A 16,615-nucleotide genomic window follows, 5' to 3' on the forward strand; every position below is an offset into this window, starting at 1 on the left:
ACTGTGAACAGTATAAAAAAGCTTTTCATTTTTTAGGAGTTGGGGATTTAAGAGTACGTATGATCTCATAAACACCTGTTTTTTGTAATTCTATACTTGCATCAATGTTGGCATATTCCGTGCTGTTAACACTGAGTGTATCTTTTGAAGCCCATTTAACTTTAATAATATAAACGGCTTCATAAAATTTCATTTTTACTTCATATTCAGGCCAACAGGAGGGTAAATGTGGGCGTAAAAATAACTGATTTGCTTGGATGTGAATCCCAAGAATAGTTTCTGTTGCTGCACGATAAAACCAGCTTGCTGAACCCGTATACCACGTCCAACCACCTTGTCCTCGGTGTGGTTCAACAGCATAGATATCTGCAGCCATGACATAAGGTTCAACACGGTAAATTTCAGGATTTTGACCATGGGTGATAGGGTTTATCATGGAAAATAAGTTATACGCTTTGTCTATTTCACCTATTTCTGCAAGCGCTATAATACTCCAAATAGCACCATGGGTATATTGTCCACCATTTTCTCGAATACCTGGTGGATACCCTTTAATGTAGCCGGGTTCGAGAGTGCTTTTATTAAAAGGCGGCCAGAAAAGACGAATAAGCCTACCTTGTTCATCGCATAAGTGATCAAGCATTGACATCATTGCTTGTTTTTGGCGATTGGGAGATGCCATTTTAGAAATTACAGCCCAAGATTGAGCGATGGCATCAATTTGACATTCAGTATTTATTTGAGAACCAAGAGGGGTTGCATCGTCAAAATAACCACGTCGATACCAAGCGCCATCCCAACCATTTTTTTCCAGAGCTTTTGTTAAACGTTTAAGATGTGTGCTCCAAGCTTTTACATGGTTATCGTCACCGCGGTTTTTAGCAATGGGAATGAATGCTTGTAATGTGGTGCCAAGAAACCAGCCCAACCAAATGCTTTCACCTTTTCCTTTGATGCCCACTAAATTCATACCATCATTCCAATCACCACCTAAAATAAGTGGGAGACCGTGTGGACCACAACGTTTAATAGTAAGATCTAAAGCTAGGGCACAATGTTCATAAAGTGTTGCAATTTTTGGCGATTGTGTGGGGTGAAAATAAGCATCATGTTGTTCTGTTTTAAGAGGAGCTCCTTCAATAAAAGGAATAAGAGTATCAAGAAATGTGTGCTCACCAGTAGTATTGACATAAAGGGCTGTTCCATAAGCAAGCCAGACTATGTCATCAGAAATGAGTGTGCGAACACCAGCGTTAGTATCAGGAAACCACCAATGTTGTACATCACCTTCAGTAAATTGACGGGCTGCAGCGCTTAATAATTGTTCACGCGCTAATTGTGGTTTAAGCAATAACAAAGATAAACTATCTTGTAACTGGTCACGAAAGCCAAATGCGCCACTGGCTTGGTAAAAAGCTGCACGTGCTATCATGCGGCATGCATAGATTTGGTAAGGAAGCCAATGATTGACCATAATGTCAAAAGAAGGATCAGGCGTTTTAACTTGCAAAGGAGAAACAAAATCATTCCATTGCTGTTTTTGTTGTGCAAGAATAACTTGAAAATCATCTATGTGTACTTGATCCAGCAATTTTTCAGCTTCTTGTCTATTTTCAGCACTACCAAGATAAAAGATGATCTCTTTTGTTTGGCCCGGTAATAGATAAATATCATAAGTTGATGCTGAACAAGGATCACGACCTGCTTCTACTGTATTTGAAAGTTCTTCAGCTTTGTAAATGGCATGAGGGTGTTTAACTGTTCCTGTTGAGCCAATAAATTCAGTGCGATCAGTCGTAACACTGGTTGGTATTTCGGATGCTGATAAAAAAGTGACCTGTTGAGATCTTTCGATGTGATAAGGATTTTGAATAAAATGTGCGCCACGTTTGGAATCGTAAGAGGGAATGATAAAGGGAGCGTATTTTGTACGTGCATTACCCAAAACCCACTCAACGTAATTATAAAGACGTAAACTGCGTGGTTTTTTGCTTTCATTTTTAATGATAAGGCGCGAAAAACGAACAGGTCTTTCTCGATCGAGCGTATGGGTAAGTTCTAATACAATATCGGAATGTGTGGATTTAAAGGTTGAAAATCCAAAACCATGGCAAGCTTCGTAAATAACACTGTCATCACATTCGACAGCAGAGACTGGAGAAAAACGTTTTAAAGAAAGACGATCAACAAGATATAGTGCTTCTCCTGGGCGATTGGAAACAGGATCGTTGATCCAAGGGGTTAAGTGATAATCACGACTATTATTAGCCCAGGTGAAGATTGCACCTTCAGCTGATACGTGAAAGCCAAAATTATGATTAGCAATGACATTAATCCATGGCTGTGGTGTAGTGGTATGCCCATTAAGATGCACCACATAATGATTATGTTGATTAAACCCCCCATAACCATTCCAATAACGCAGGTCTTTTCCGTTGATAAGAGGAGATGATTGTTTTTGTTGAGCTATAAGACCAATAGAAATAGATGAATTTTGTTCATCTTGCGTTTCTGCTTGTCTTTTTTTGTCATGTTTGCTGTGATTTAGTTTGTGATTAAAATCTTGCCTACGATTGCGAGTTATCAGATCGGGATCAATATTTTCTGTACATTTAAGCTGTTCAGATAAAGAACCATTTTGGGCATGAAGTATGATGCGGGCTGATGCAAGAAGTGTCTTGAAACTTTGCTCATTCATTTGATCACGTTGAAGGGTGAAAATGTGTTTATTTCCATTCATTTCGTTGGCATGACGACGGTAGGATTCACATGTCCATTCAATAGCGCGTTGAGTGTCTTGTATGTAAGAAAATGCCTGTTCATTCAAAACAACCATATCAACAATTAACCCTCGCATACGCCAATATTCATGTGCTTTAAGCAGGTCACGTAGTACAGTTATATTCGTTTCACTATCAATTCTGAGAAGACAAATAGGGTAATCTCCTGAGATGGACATTGGCCAAAGATCAGATTGTTTTCCAAGAGTATTAGCAAGCGTTTTAGAGGGAAGACGCCATGTTCTGTCGGGGTATATAAGTGGTGTTGCATATTTTTGATAAACAATAGCTTCTCTGGGGCGGATATTGTTTTGAAATAGTGAAACTTGCGAGCGTGTCCATGTTATAGAAAATTCTCGCTGAAACATATTAGGTTGGCGATAACGTTCAATATGATTTTGCAGCGTTTCTTTTGAATGAGCAGCAAATGTCCAAAAAATAAGTTCTCTTTTTTCATGTGCTGGAATTTTTAAGTAGCAGCGGATTGAGATAATCGGGTCAAGAACACAGCCTTGACGGTTACTAAAGTGGGCATTTTGATCAAATGCAGCTGGACGATAAATAGATCGACCACGACCAATAAAAATACAACGGTCAGTTTCAGCTTCTGATTTTGGAATAGTTCCAGATGGGTCAGTGACAAAATGGGCAATATGAATATCCGGATCACTAGGAGCGCGTTTGCGCCTTTTAGCAAAAATCATTCCACCTGAATCAGCAATTTCTGTTTCTACAAACATGTGTGAAAAAACAGGGTGAGCACAAACACTCTCCATAGTTGCTAGTGCTAGTTCACCATAAGATGTCACTTCAATAAAGCGATCTTTGTTGGTTGTATTCATAAGCTGAAGGCGCCTGCCTTCCCCATCACCTTCCGATGCCACAAGACATTCAAGCGTTGATTTTATACCATCAACCATTTTTGTATATTCAGCTTTTTCATCTGTAAAAATGGTGACTGATTCTTCTTCGACAATGCGTGTTGGCTCACCGGTGGCAGACCACCAGCGTCCATTTTGTGTATCACGTAGGAAAAACAAGGTACCTTGTTGATCTTCTGATGCATCAGGGATAAAGCGTGTGATAGCATAATCATGCCAACGGCTATAGCCGGAACCATTGGCTGTTAGCATTGTGGAATAACGACCATTGGATAAGAGCAAAGTCTCACGGGGTTTGAGAAGCGGGTTTGTGATAGTGCGCAAAGGGGCGTCATCAAATTCTCCAGAGTCATTGCGCATTGGGTTAGCAACTTTGGCGTGAATGATAGGAATTTGAAGGGGGGCTCTTTCTTGTAATAATAATTGTGTAGCTTCAATAACGGGATCACTGTGAAAACGGTTACGCATTCGTCCTTCAAAAATGACATTATTAATTGCAAGAATTGACATGCCGTGATGGTGCGCATAATAATTACGCACGATAGCATATTGTTCTCCTTTTGGCACACGCGAAGGAGTAAAATCAATAGAATCATAATATCCATAGGCTCCTAAAGCGCCAAGATCACGTAAACGTTTTAAATTTATGAGGGCTTGAGTTGGCATATATTGCGCAGCTAAAATGCTAGCGTAAGGGGCAATAACAGCATTACGTGATAAACCGCGTTGAAGTCCAAGGCTTGGAGCTCCAAAATTGGAATATTGGTAATTCATTAAATGATCGCGGGCATTAAACGCAGCTTCTGAAATACCCCATGGCAGTCCCCGTTTACGGGCGTATTGTATTTGATGGCGAATAATCAATCGATTAGTTTGATCTAGTATGGATCCTAAGGGTTCACGCATAACCAGAGAAGGCATAAGATATTCAAACATAGATCCCGACCATGATAGTAAAGCACCTTTCCAACCAATTGGGATGAGTAAACGGCCAAGATGAAACCAATGTTTGAATTTTATATCGCCTTTGGCAATAGCGAAAAGACTTGAGAGACGTGCTTCTGAAGCTAGAAGATCATAACAGCTTTCATCAAGTTTATTTTCCTGAACACGATAGCCGATAGACAAAAGTTGCCGTTCAGGTTGTTCTAAAAAATCAAATTTCATATCAAAAGCTATTTGTCGTGCTTTTGTCGCTAAAGTGTTTAATTGTTTGTGCAGTTTTTCGACATCATAGTCATAGGTAATATTATGGTGATGTGCTTCACAGGTTTCCACAAGACATTTAGCCCAAGACAGAGCGTGAGCAGATTCTATAGTTTGAATTTTTTTATCAAGTTCCTCTGTTAAGAGTGCAATATCACGAGCTAAGAGTGGAAAATTAATAGTGTATGAAGTTACAGTTTCTGTCTTTTCTTTGAAAGTACTAACGACACGACGAAAGTAAACAATGTGTTCTTCGATCTGTTGGTATAAAGAGCATGAAAAATGCTGATTATCAGGAATCTCTTTTAAAGTTTCTTCAAGAATATCACTAACATCAAGTAAGCCTGCTGGATCGCTTTGTAAAAACATGTCAGGTGTTTGAGCCCATTCATTTAAAGCCGAAGAGAGTGTCACTAAATGACCGGCAAGATTACCTGAATCAACTGTTGAAACATAAGTTGGCAATAAAGGTTTAAGTGTGTCTGTTTCATACCAATTATAAAGATGACCACGGAATTTTTCCATTTTTTCAAGAGTACTTAATGTACGCTTGATGCGTGTGATAGCATCTTTAAAGCTAATCCAACCAAAATCACGTGCGGCAATAGTGGAAAGAAGATAAACTCCAATATTGGTGGGGGATGTACGCTGAGCGACAAGGGGTTCGGGATCTTCTTGGAAATTATCAGGTGGCAAATAATTGTTTTGCGCATTGACAAAAGTTGCATAATAAAGCCACGTACGTCGTGCAATACACCGAAGTGCTTTTTCATCTTCTGAAGATATATCAAGCATATCTTGGAATGTTGCTGGTTGGCTTACAATCCACGCAATGAGTGGTGAGAAAAACCAAACCAGTCCAAAGGGCAAAGCAATGAAGATTGTCGGGCTATAAAAGGATATAGGTAGCGCTATGGCAATGGCACCAATCAGGGATGCTGGCCACATTGTGAGAATATAGAAGCCTAAACTATTGGGGATTAATTTTGTTGCAGCCGAGGTTTTCCATTCAAGGAGATGTTGTTTTGAAATCAACATGCGATAGAAAGTGCGAATGATTGCATCGGTTGCAAAATAAGCTGAATGAGCAATAAAGGTGGTTTTCAGGAGTATTTCTGCTGTCGTTGAAATAATACTGTTCAAAATTAATTTCAGCTGTCCACGCAAAGAATAATCAAGACTAAATGGCATGAATGCCTGAAGCATACCTAGAATTGGAGAGATAAATAGACTGAGCAGTAAAAATATTTGCCAGATAGTTGCTATCTTTAACGGTAAAATAGACCATCCCATGATTGCTGCAATTAGCCATGTAAGTGGTGTGAGAGAACGGCGTAAATTATCCTGAATCTTCCAACGATTCATAAGATTAATTTGACAGCGCTTAAAGAGATAAGGCAATAATTGCCAATCACCACGAATCCAACGGTGATGACGAGCAACATCAATGTTATAGGCTGTTGGATAATCCTCAATTACCTCTACATTACTCACAAGTGCTGCACGCGCATAGCTTCCTTCCAAAAGGTCATGACTAAGAACAGTGTTTTCTTTGATTTTTCCACTAAGTGCTTGTTCAAATGCATCGATATTATAAAGACCTTTTCCGGTAAAAGTTCCTTCTCCCCAAAGGTCTTGATAAGTATCAGAGACAGCAAAGACATAAGGATCAATTCCACGATTGGTAGAAAAAATTTGTTGAAAAATTGAGGTTTCTTTTCCTGTTGTAAGAGAAGGTGTAATACGCGGTTGTAAAATGCTATAGCCTTTTACAATTGTTCCATTTTGGGGGTCAAAAACGGGATGATTGAGTGGGTGGTTGAGCTTGCCAACAAGTTTAGTAACCCCTTCAGGTGTTAAACGTGTATCTGAATCCAGGGTCATAACGAAACGACAATCTACAGGAAGGCGTGGATCTGGAGTGTAAAAGCTCGTATTTTGATTTCCTCGTAGTAAAAGGTTGAGTTCATGAAGCTTACCACGTTTACGTTCCCACCCCATCCAGCATTTTTCGCTAGCATTGTAAAGGCGGCGGCGATGAAGAAGGAAAAACAAAGGAATGTCATCACGATGATAACGACGGTTAAGTTTAGCTATGCTCTCTTGTGCATAATGCAGCAAATCAAGGTCATCTTGTGTTTCTTCTAATGAAGAATCTGCCCAGTCCGTGATTAACGCAAAATGAATAGCACCTTGCGGGTTAGAAAGATAATGTACTTCAAGATTACGCACTTGTTCATCAATATAATCATATGAAGTAATTAAAGTGGGCACGACAACCATTGTACGTGCGTGTTTAGGAATCCCCTCTTTATATTCATAACCAATGAGCTGATTTGGTGGGATAAACCATGAAACAACAGTATTAAAAAAGGAAAAAGAAGCTTCCATGGCAGGAAAGAGTGCCAGAGCAGTAAAAATAAGATTCACCCATGGCGCTAGGTTGGATATCTGTAATAGAGTATAAGTTGCAAACAAAAGAATGAGCGTTAAAATAGAAACAGGGATTGCAATTGTTCCTACTTTTAAGTGATGGTAAGCACGTATCCATCTTATGAAAAGGGATGGAGTGTATTCACAGGCTTTTTCAAAGGCATAACGCCCGTTGTCGACAAGGTACCAGCCAATAGAAGAGTTATTTTGATGAGCGTCATCTTCAAGGAAGGTTTGCGTCATCTCTACGACTTTTTGCGTAACTTCCAATTCACTGAGTGGAGAACGGTGTGCGATTTTTTCAATCACTTGCCGATAGGTATTACGTGAATGAGAATCGAGTTCAGAAAAATCACTGTTTTGACGCAGGATAGAGTCCACATAGCTAACGGTTTCAAACCACGCTGTCCAATCAATGTCATCAATAGTTTTGAGAGCACGAATAATATTGCCCATGGTCACACCGTCTTTTGCTTGACGGGTATGTTCATCAGCTGTTGCAATTTCTGGATTACTGCCGTGATGATGTAATTGCTTTTCAAGCCAAGTCAGTGCCACTGTAACATCAACAGATGCACCCCGCAGGCGATAAAATAAATGAGTTGAAAAGGTTAAATTAGCAGTGAATTTTTCATAAAGAGTGAAAAGATTGTGTAATTCAGTCTCATTTTTTGCAAGGGTAATTTTGTTAGCCACTTGATTGGCAAGGTAACGCATATGCTGTGCTTGTTCAATACGCAATGAGAGACGACGAACATTTTCAATTAAAATCATACGAATAACAGAAGGCAAGGCCCACAATTCGCCAATTTTAAGGTTACATACTTCCTGAAAGCCATTAACCATGGCTGTAAGGGTTTCTTGTGAGAAACTGCTATCTGTATGGGCAATATAAAGCCAGGTTAAAGCAAAAATACGTGGGATTCCTGCTTTTTGTTCATCAAGAGAGAGTTTATTAGTGAGCGTTTTTGGAAAATTGCAGCGTAACTGTTGTATGGTTTTATCAATGGTGTAATGATTATCAATAAGCCATTGAGCAGATGGTGCTATAGTTTCATTGTTACGCGCGGCAACATCGCTAATGCGGAAAGCATGGAGAATAAGTTTAGCATTTTCAGTTAATCGTTTGCGAAAATCACTCTCTCCCTTGTATTCGGCAAGAAAATTGTTTTTGCCCAAAGCTATATCATGGCCTAATTTGTAAAGCTCTTCTTGCGATTTATCAGTTGAACGAATAGGGGAATCGGTTTCAGAAAAATAACAAATTTCTGTTTTTTGAGAAGAAAACCACTTCATGAAAAATAGTGTGGGTGCCATAATATTCTTTGCCACTCAATTATGCAAATTTCTCTTTATTTAATGAATTGTTAACATTTTATCCTAGTCATGAATGGTTAGTGAAAAAAATAAGTTTTTTATTGGAAAATATTTATTTTTTTGTCAGCCCGCTGAAAAGTCAAGAAAATGTTTCCAGCAAAAGATAAAAAAGACCGCTCAAAAATATAAGCGGTCTTAAGTATTAGTTATTGAGATTATCAATCTTGTTCTTGTTTTTTTAAGGCCACACCAAGAATGTCACCAAGAGAAGCACCAGAATCTGTTGATCCATATTGTGCTACTGCTTCTTTTTCTTCTGCAATTTCCAAGGCTTTGATGGATACTGACAGTTTCCTCGTTTTTTTATCGAATGTGGTGATGCAAGCATCAACTTTTTGTCCAATAGCAAAACGTTCAGGGTTTTGTTCATCACGATCACGGGCCAAATCAGAACGGCGAATAGTCGTTTCAAGGTTGTGATCAATTAATTTCACATCAATGCCATTTTCATTGATTCCGGAAACTTCACAGGTCACGATAGTACCTTTACGCAATTCACCAGAGGCTACTGCTTCTCCAACTTTATCGCAGGAAAGTTGCTTAATTCCCAAAGAGATGCGTTCTTTTTCAACGTCAACATCAAGAACAACAGCTTTAACGATATCACCTTTGTTATAAGTCTCGATGACTTGTTCACCAGGACGGTTCCAATCAAGATCAGATAAGTGTACCATCCCATCAACATCACCTTCAAGGCCGATAAAAAGACCAAATTCTGTCTTATTTTTAACTTCACCTTCAATTTGTGAATTTACAGGAAATTTATTAGCAAAAGCCACCCATGGATTTTCACATGTTTGCTTTAAACCAAGGGAAATACGCCGTTTAGAAGCGTCGATTTCAAGAACAACAACTTCTACTTCTTGTGACGTAGAAAGGAGCTTTCCAGGATGGATATTTTTCTTCGTCCAGCTCATTTCAGAGACATGAATTAACCCTTCAATTCCTGGTTCAATTTCAACAAAACCACCATAATCTGTAATGTTTGTAACAGCACCTGTAATTTTCTTACCAACTGGATATTTGTCACTAATGCTATCCCAGGGGTCATTTTCAAGTTGCTTCATCCCAAGTGAAATACGGTGCGTGTCCTGATTGATGCGAATAATTTGAACTTTAATAGTTTGACCCATTGTAAGGATTTCAGATGGGTGATTAATACGCCGCCATGCCATGTCGGTAACATGCAAAAGGCCGTCAATTCCACCAAGATCAACAAAGGCACCATAATCGGTAATATTTTTAACCACACCTTCAACAATTTGATTTTCTTCAAGATTTTGAACAATTTCTGAACGCTGTTCAGCACGGCTTTCTTCTAAGACGGTGCGGCGTGAAACAACAATATTACCACGGCGACGATCCATTTTTAGAATTTCAAAAGATTGTGGATTGTGCATTAAAGGTGCAACATCGCGGATAGGGCGAATGTCAACTTGGCTGCGGGGTAAGAAAGCAATGGCACCATCAAGATCGACTGTAAATCCACCTTTAACTTGGCTAAAGATAACTCCATCTACACGCGCACCGGCATTGAATTTTTCTTCAAGGCGAGTCCAGCTTTCTTCACGACGTGCTTTTTCGCGTGATAAAACAGCTTCACCCATCGCATTTTCGATGCGTTCAACATAAACTTCAACTTCATCACCAGCTTGCAAGGAACCGTCTTTACCTTTTGTGCCAAATTCCTTAAGTGGAATACGTCCTTCTACTTTAAGGCCAGCATCGATAATGACCATGTCTTTTTCGATTGCAATGATACGACCTTTCACAACGGATCCTTCAGTAAGATCGTTGGTTTGAAAGGATTCCATTAAAAGAGCTTCAAAATCCGCTGTTGTGGGATTATATTGTGACATAAGAACTCCTAAATATATACCTTTATTTAAAGAGGTATAAGCGCTGGGTTAGTGTTAATATGGGGTAATTCCATGATTTCTTATCTTTAATACAGGAAAGAAAAATTAGCGCTAAGCTGGAATTACCAGGATGATTTTATTTAACGGTATGAGCTTTTATGACAGGATCAATAAAGGTACACATAGCTGTTAATGCTTCTTCTATACTCAATTCTGACGTGTCAAGCAAGTGGGCGTTTTTTGCTGGTTTTAAAGGGCTTTGTTTGCGGGTTAAATCACGTTTGTCGCGTTGTTTAAGATTAGCAAGGATCTCATGATAATCTGCTTGTGCTCCTTTTTTTAAAATTTCTTGATGGCGGCGTTTTGCGCGTGTTTGAGCATTTGCAAAAACGTAGAATTTTATATTTGCGTCAGGGCAGACAACAGTGCCAATATCACGGCCATCAAGCACGCTGCCTGGCAGGGTTTTGGCAAAATTGCGTTGTTTTGCAACAAGAATTTCGCGCACAGCTGGTATGGTTGCTATTTTTGAAGCCGCTTCGCCAATTTCATGAGAAGTGAGAAGATTTGAATCTAAAGTGTTAAAATCAAGCTTTGTGGCGTATGTGATAGCACTGGTTTCATCATCAAGAGCCAATCCTTGCTGTAAAAGTACATAAGCAACACCACGATAGGTTAGACCAGTGTCTAAGTGGTAAAGGTGATAATGGGTTGCAATTTTACGGGCTAATGTTCCTTTACCAGAGGCTGCTGGGCCATCAATTGCAATGACAAACGGTTTCAAAGAATTTGACCTCCAAGTTGGTGCATTAAGGGGATAAACTCTGGAAAGCTGGTGGCAATCATTCGTGTATCATCGACGGTTACAGGTTTTTCTGATGCCAATCCAAAGACAAGAAAGCACATTGCAATTCGATGATCAAGATATGTTGTAACGCATCCACCTCCTAGGCTTTTTGTTGAATTTTGTCCATGGACAACAAGGAAGTCTACACCTTCTTCACAATCGACATTGTTGATTTTTAATCCTTGGGCAATGGCAGAAAGCCTGTCTGATTCTTTAACACGCAATTCTTCAATTCCTAGCATAGTTGTTTTACCTTCAGCAAAGGCTGCTGCTACTGCTAAAGCGGGATATTCATCAATCATTGATGGGGCTCGCTCTTTAGGTACAGTTATGCCTTTTAATATTGATGATCTGACCCGTAGATCGGCAATATCCTCTCCGCCTGTTTGGCGTTGATTTAAAAGATCAATCTTAGCTCCCATTTCCCACAATGTTTGGATAAGACCGATTCTAGAGTTGTTTATGAGAACATTTTCAATAATGATATCGGAGTCTTCCACAAGAAGGGCTGCAATGAGTGGAAAGGCAGCAGAGGAAGGATCCCCTGGAACATCTATAATTTGTCCAGTAAGATGTGGTTGGCCATTCAGATGAATGAAACGTGTACCTTTTTTATCTGTTTCTATCTCAAGTTCAGCACCAAATGCTTTTAACATTTTTTCCGTGTGATCTCGGGTGAGGATTGGTTCAATAACAGTAGTAATACCAGGAGTATTAAGACCTGCAAGAAGAATTGCTGATTTAACTTGGGCAGAAGCTATTGGTACATGATAATAAATTGGGTTAGCCATTTTAGGACCATAAAGCGTTAAAGGCAAATGATCATCACACATTTTTTCAACTGAAACGCCCATTAAACACAAAGGGTCAAGGATACGCTTCATTGGACGTTTAGATAGAGAAGAATCGCCAGTAAAAGTTGTTTTCATATGATAAGAACTGACCATTCCCATAATCAAGCGAGCGCTTGTTCCAGAATTTTTAAAATTTAAAGATGTCTGCGCTTGCAAAAGGCAGCCATTCCCAGTTCCGCGAATGACCCAGAGATTATTTTCCTTACGAATATGGGCACCCATAGCTTGCATAGCAGCAGCTGTTTGCAAAATGTCATCGCTTTCAAGAAGCCCGTGAATATGTGTTTCACCATTTGCAAGCCCCCCTAATATGAGAGATCGATGAGAGATTGATTTATCGCCTGGTATTTTGATCGTACCAGAAAGATTGGTAGATTTTTGAGCTGTTGCGGGTATTGCGTTTTGCATAGAAGCTTTATTAATTTTAATCTAAATTTTACAAAATTAAGTGTTCTTTAGCACACGCTTTAATAAGCGTCATGAGAAAATCCGTGTGAAACGATGCATTTATCTTTGACAAATACATTGTTTTTCGCTTAAGCACCTTAAATTCGTTTTTAAATGAAATTGTAGCTAACCAAAAAAGAGGCACGGTCCATGGCAAAACAGGAACTTGGAACCAAACGTGTTGACCCGGAAACGGGAAAGAAATTTTATGATCTTAATCGTGATCCTATTGTATCACCTTATACAGGGCTTTCTTATCCGCGCTCTTATTTTGAGGTTGCCGCAGCTGAAGCCAGTAGCGAAGAATAAGTTGACACTGAAGAGCTGGATACAGCACTTGAAAAGTCTGCTTTTATGTTGCTGGAAGAAGATGTTGACGATTCTAAGGATGATGATCTCCCTATTTTGGAAGATGATGATATGGATCTCGGGGATGACGACGATACATTTTTATCGCACACTGAAAGCGATGAGGATGACGATGTAACCGACATTATTGGTGGTAGTGTTCCAGACGATGATGGTACTTAAAAGAAACGAGAAGATTCAGTATTCGTTTTGTTGAAGACAAATTCTTCTTGATCTTCGATTTTTCTCGTTTTAGGAATCTTATTAGATTGTTAATCTTCCTTTTGGGAAGAGAGGGTGTCTTTTATGGGGCTATAGCTCAGCTGGGAGAGCGCTTGCATGGCATGCAAGAGGTCAGCGGTTCGATCCCGCTTAGCTCCACCAAAAAGGTCGGGGTGTTTTTCTCAATATAACGCAAATATTTGGAAAGAAGATTTATACATCGGTTAAGAAGACACTGTGGTTTTTGTGGTAAATCTCTTTTTTAAGAGGTTTATTCAATAGAGTTTGTAATATGTTTATTTTGCACTCATTCATTCTATGTCTTTTTGAATTTTTAACAGCCATAAAAATGAAAGTTTAATAAAAGCAAAGTAAAATAAACTATTCGCTAAACAAAAACTCTATTATTGCTCGAAGGCATTATAAAAAAGCCATTGATTGGATTATAGCCTGTAATAAAAGATCTCAAGAGTGGTGTAAAATTAGATCCATAAACTGAAAATAATGCTAACTTCATGATTCATAATGCACAGCACATATCAAAATAGCAATGGGATTTGAATTTGTCTTCAAGAAAAAATAATAAAATCAATGCATTATACATTATAAATTCATGATTTAAATTTTATTTATCATGAATTTAATTGATATTGGTTATTATTATTGTCTGGTTGTGCTTTTATTTAGTTCTTGTAAGTTATTGTTATATTTAATCAAACTTAAAGAAGTAATACATAGGATAATCTTATTGATTATGAATAAATAACAGCTATTAAATTGAATTTTATAAAGAATATTAGTCTTTTAGAGATTCAAATGCTTCAGTAGAACAATATTTTGTTTTTAGCGCTAAAATTCTTGTCTTTATAATTAGGGTGCAGCACAACAGAGAAGAATTTTAATTATTCAAGGAAAGAAATAATGCCTTTTTATCGTTCAAGAACATCAACTCATGGACGCAATATGGCAGGGGCTCGTGGTCTTTGGCGTGCAACAGGAATGAAAGATACGGATTTTGGTAAGCCCATTATTGCAATTGCGAATTCTTTCACACAATTTGTGCCAGGGCATGTACATTTGAAAGATCTTGGGCAACTTGTTGCACAAGAAATAGCTGCTGCTGGTGGTGTTGCGAAGGAATTTAATACCATTGCTATCGATGATGGGATTGCTATGGGGCATGATGGAATGCTTTATTCTTTACCTTCCCGTGAAATCATTGCTGATTCTGTTGAATATATGGTCAATGCCCATTGTGCAGATGCTCTTGTTTGCATTTCTAATTGTGACAAAATTACGCCTGGCATGTTGATGGCTTCTTTACGGTTAAATATTCCAACAATCTTTGTTTCAGGTGGTCCTATGGAAGCTGGCAAGATTAAATGGAAAGATCAGGATATTACTGTTGATTTAGTTGATTCAATGATTGTTGCGGCTGATGATCGTAATTCAGAGGAAGAAGTTTCTGAAATGGAACGCGCCGCTTGTCCTACATGTGGCTCTTGTTCAGGCATGTTTACTGCCAATTCTATGAATTGTCTTACAGAAGCATTAGGACTTTCTCTTCCTGGAAATGGATCTATGTTAGCTACACACGCAGATCGTCAGCAGCTTTTTGAAGAGGCAGGCCGGTGTATCGTTACATTAACAAAGCGTTATTATGAACAAGATGATGAGACAGTTTTGCCGCGTTCTATCGCTTCACGCAAGGCTTTTGAAAATGCAATGATTGTAGATATTTCTATGGGCGGATCAACTAATACTGTGCTGCATCTTTTAGCAGCAGCGCAAGAAAGCAAGGTGGATTTTACCATGGCTGATATTGACCGTCTTTCACGCCGTGTTCCTGTTTTGTGCAAAGTTGCACCTGCTATTGCTAATATTCATATGGAAGATGTTCATCGCGCTGGTGGTATTATGGGGCTTTTGGGTGAATTAGATGCAGCCGGACTTATCGATACATCAACTTACACGGTTCATGCAAAAACGATGAAAGAAGCTCTGTGTCGATGGAATGTGAAACAAACCAATGAAAAAAATATTCATGAATTCTATCGTGCGGCACCAGGTGGTGTATCAACACAGATAGCTTTTAGCCAAGCATCTCGTTATGATACTCTTGATCTTGATCGTGAAAAAGGTGTCATCCGTGATATTGCACACGCTTATTCGCAAGATGGAGGGTTGGCGGTTCTTTATGGGAACCTTGCACAAGATGGTTGTATTGTGAAAACCGCAGGTGTTGATCAGTCGATTTTAACTTTTAAAGGTCCTGCACGGATTTTTGAAAGTCAAGATTCAGCTGTTTCAGCAATCTTGGCTGATAAAATTAATCCAGGTGACATTGTTTTGATCCGTTATGAAGGTCCACGTGGTGGGCCTGGAATGCAAGAAATGCTCTATCCAACGAGCTATCTTAAATCTAAAGGATTAGGGAAGGTTTGCGCACTTATAACAGATGGTCGCTTTTCGGGGGGGTCTTCAGGGCTTTCTATCGGTCATATTTCACCAGAAGCTGCTGAAGGAGGCACAATTGCTTTAGTGGAAGAGGGCGATATCATAGAGATTGATATTCCAAACCGTATCATTCATTTGATGGTTGATGATGTTGAGATTGTGCGCCGTCGTGCCAAGATGGAAGAAAAAGGAAACACTGCTTGGCAACCGGTTGAAGAACGTAAACGTAAGGTTTCAAAAGCTCTAAAAGCTTATGCAGCTATGACTACTTCTGCCGCTAAAGGCGCGGTTCGTAGTATTTGATTTAAGTAAAATTTAAGTTTAGTGCAGATAAGTAAAATTGATCAAAACTTTAATTATTTCATAATTTTTCGAATTGTCACTCATTGGTAGAGGGGAGAGTTATGAACTATTTTGATTAAAGCTTAGAGGGATCAAAAAATGTAATGATGTAATTTTTGATTACTGTAGTTTCTCTAAGTCATAGAGAGCAAAAAGTTATCCCAAACAATACTATAAATAAGCTCTACTAAAATGCCAAAAGAAGATCTGCAGTTAAGGGATGAAATCAATTTACACTTATCTATAAGTTATGCTGATCGTAACAAAAAGCAATAATAATACAATGAGTTATAAGCATAAATGGGGAATGAATAGAGTGGTATATTTGAAGGTTATCTTGACAAGGTAAGAGTGTTTACCAAAGAAACTAATGCACCATAGTACTGATAACTAAATCACTTAATATTGTTGGTAAGGAAAAATCAGAAAAGTGAAGTTTACTTGTTAGATTGTTCATGTTTCAAATAAAAAATTATGAATCCTAAAAGGAGAAAAATCAAAAGGATTTAAATCCAAATAAAGCTTTTTTTAAAAATATGCTTAAGTAAATGATAAGAAATCT

Annotated in this window: 5 protein-coding genes, 1 tRNA gene and 1 pseudogene; 3 read left to right on the forward strand and 4 right to left on the reverse strand. The window is 38.6% G+C overall.

Features of this window, described 5'->3' with window-relative positions:
* Window positions 1–25: 25 nt before the first annotated feature.
* The 4 genes from GGR10_RS03835 to aroA form a co-directional block, all read right to left on the reverse strand.
* Window positions 26–8,617 (reverse strand): GH36-type glycosyl hydrolase domain-containing protein, encoded by an 8,592-nt coding sequence (locus tag GGR10_RS03835; RefSeq protein ID WP_182480093.1) that lies wholly within the window; start codon window positions 8,615–8,617, stop codon window positions 26–28.
* 218 nt (window positions 8,618–8,835) lie between these two features.
* Complete coding sequence (rpsA, locus tag GGR10_RS03840; RefSeq protein ID WP_010703244.1) at window positions 8,836–10,536, reverse strand: 30S ribosomal protein S1; 1,701 nt, start codon at window positions 10,534–10,536, stop codon at window positions 8,836–8,838.
* 136 nt (window positions 10,537–10,672) lie between these two features.
* Entirely contained in the window at window positions 10,673–11,320 is a 648-nt protein-coding gene (gene cmk, locus GGR10_RS03845) for a (d)CMP kinase (protein ID WP_182479989.1), read from the reverse strand.
* Window positions 11,317–12,645, reverse strand: coding sequence for a 3-phosphoshikimate 1-carboxyvinyltransferase (gene aroA, locus GGR10_RS03850; RefSeq protein ID WP_182479990.1), 1,329 nt, complete (start codon window positions 12,643–12,645; stop codon window positions 11,317–11,319). The genes cmk and aroA overlap by 4 nt, the downstream gene beginning before the upstream one ends.
* A gap of 189 nt (window positions 12,646–12,834) precedes the next feature.
* Here aroA and GGR10_RS03855 point away from each other — a divergent pair.
* The 3 genes and pseudogenes from GGR10_RS03855 (at window position 12,835) to ilvD (ending at window position 16,014) form a co-directional block, all read left to right on the forward strand.
* A pseudogene (locus GGR10_RS03855) lies at window positions 12,835–13,215 on the forward strand (TIGR02300 family protein).
* A gap of 125 nt (window positions 13,216–13,340) precedes the next feature.
* Window positions 13,341–13,416, forward strand: a tRNA-Ala gene (locus GGR10_RS03860).
* Between the two features lie 759 nt (window positions 13,417–14,175).
* Window positions 14,176–16,014: a dihydroxy-acid dehydratase gene (gene ilvD, locus GGR10_RS03865; RefSeq protein ID WP_182479991.1), complete on the forward strand. Its 1,839-nt coding sequence runs from the start codon at window positions 14,176–14,178 to the stop codon at window positions 16,012–16,014.
* Window positions 16,015–16,615 lie beyond the last annotated feature (601 nt).

It is taken from the genome of Bartonella chomelii (assembly GCF_014138465.1).
In the GTDB taxonomy this organism is placed as follows: Bacteria; Pseudomonadota; Alphaproteobacteria; order Rhizobiales; family Rhizobiaceae; genus Bartonella; species Bartonella schoenbuchensis.